General features: G+C 43.2%; 1 protein-coding gene. It reads right to left on the bottom strand.

Features of this window, described 5'->3' with window-relative positions; all coding sequences use genetic code 11:
- Nucleotides 1-400, bottom strand: a 400-nt coding sequence (locus tag AAEY62_RS20395) for a peptidylprolyl isomerase (RefSeq protein ID WP_350636025.1), incomplete at its 3' end; no start/stop codon positions are given.
- Between the last annotated feature and the right edge of the window lie 31 nt (nt 401-431).

Below are 431 nucleotides of genomic sequence, written 5' to 3'. Positions count from 1 at the left end.
GACCTAACTCGCCGTTTATTTTTGCTGAATCACACTTTGAAAATTGAGCCGCCAGTTCACTGAACGATCCTCCATCTTGCAATGCTTGCAAAATTGATTCGGCGGTTTCTAACGCTTTGGCCCGCGCACTTTCATCCTCAATCGTTGCTGGAATCAAAATATGCCGTGCAGCAATCAACGGTGATGACGTAAATTTACTGAGATTTTGGCTATAGTAATGCTCGCATTCTTGCTCACTGGCATGTGGGAGTGCCACGTCGTGTTCAATGAGTTTATTGAGCATGGCATTTTGTTTTTGCTCTTCGCTATTTTGTGAGGACACAGAACAACTTAGTTTGAGTTCATCTAATCTTTGATTGAATAATTCACCTATGATCAAGCTTTCAGCTGCATTAATCATGGCTGAGCGGTGATCCTCGGCAGGATGGTAT

It is taken from the genome of Pseudoalteromonas sp. GW168-MNA-CIBAN-0100 (assembly GCF_040309225.1).
GTDB lineage: Bacteria > Pseudomonadota > Gammaproteobacteria > Enterobacterales > Alteromonadaceae > Pseudoalteromonas > Pseudoalteromonas arctica.
Note: the sequence above shows the minus strand (reverse complement) of the source record. Positions and strands in the feature narration are given on the sequence as shown.